The following is a 317-nucleotide window of genomic DNA, read 5'->3' as shown; positions in this document are numbered from 1 at the left end:
CAACTGTGGGTCTCAGACTTTACCTACGTTTCTACGTGGCAGGGCTGGCTCTATGTAGCCTTCGTTATCGATGTCTTCGCTCGACGAATCGTTGGCTGGCGTGTGAGCAGCAGCATGAAAACAGACTTCGTCCTGGATGCGCTGGAACAGGCCCTCTGCGCCCGACAGCCAGGCCAAATGGACGGTCTGGTTCACCATAGCGACAGGGGTAGCCAGTACGTCTCCATCCGTTATACGGAGCGTCTCGCTGAAGCTGGAATAGAGCCCTCTGTTGGCAGCAAAGGAGACAGCTATGACAACGCCTTGGCTGAAACCAT

Annotated in this window: 1 protein-coding gene; it reads left to right on the top strand. The window is 55.5% G+C overall.

Features of this window, described 5'->3' with window-relative positions:
* Positions 1 to 317, top strand: a 317-nt coding sequence (locus FHK95_RS19990; RefSeq protein WP_150306381.1) for a DDE-type integrase/transposase/recombinase, incomplete at both ends; no start/stop codon positions are given.

Origin of the sequence: Pseudomonas saliphila, assembly GCF_008638345.1 — a bacterium.
Taxonomy (GTDB): domain Bacteria; phylum Pseudomonadota; class Gammaproteobacteria; order Pseudomonadales; family Pseudomonadaceae; genus Halopseudomonas; species Halopseudomonas saliphila.
Note: the sequence above shows the minus strand (reverse complement) of the source record. Positions and strands in the feature narration are given on the sequence as shown.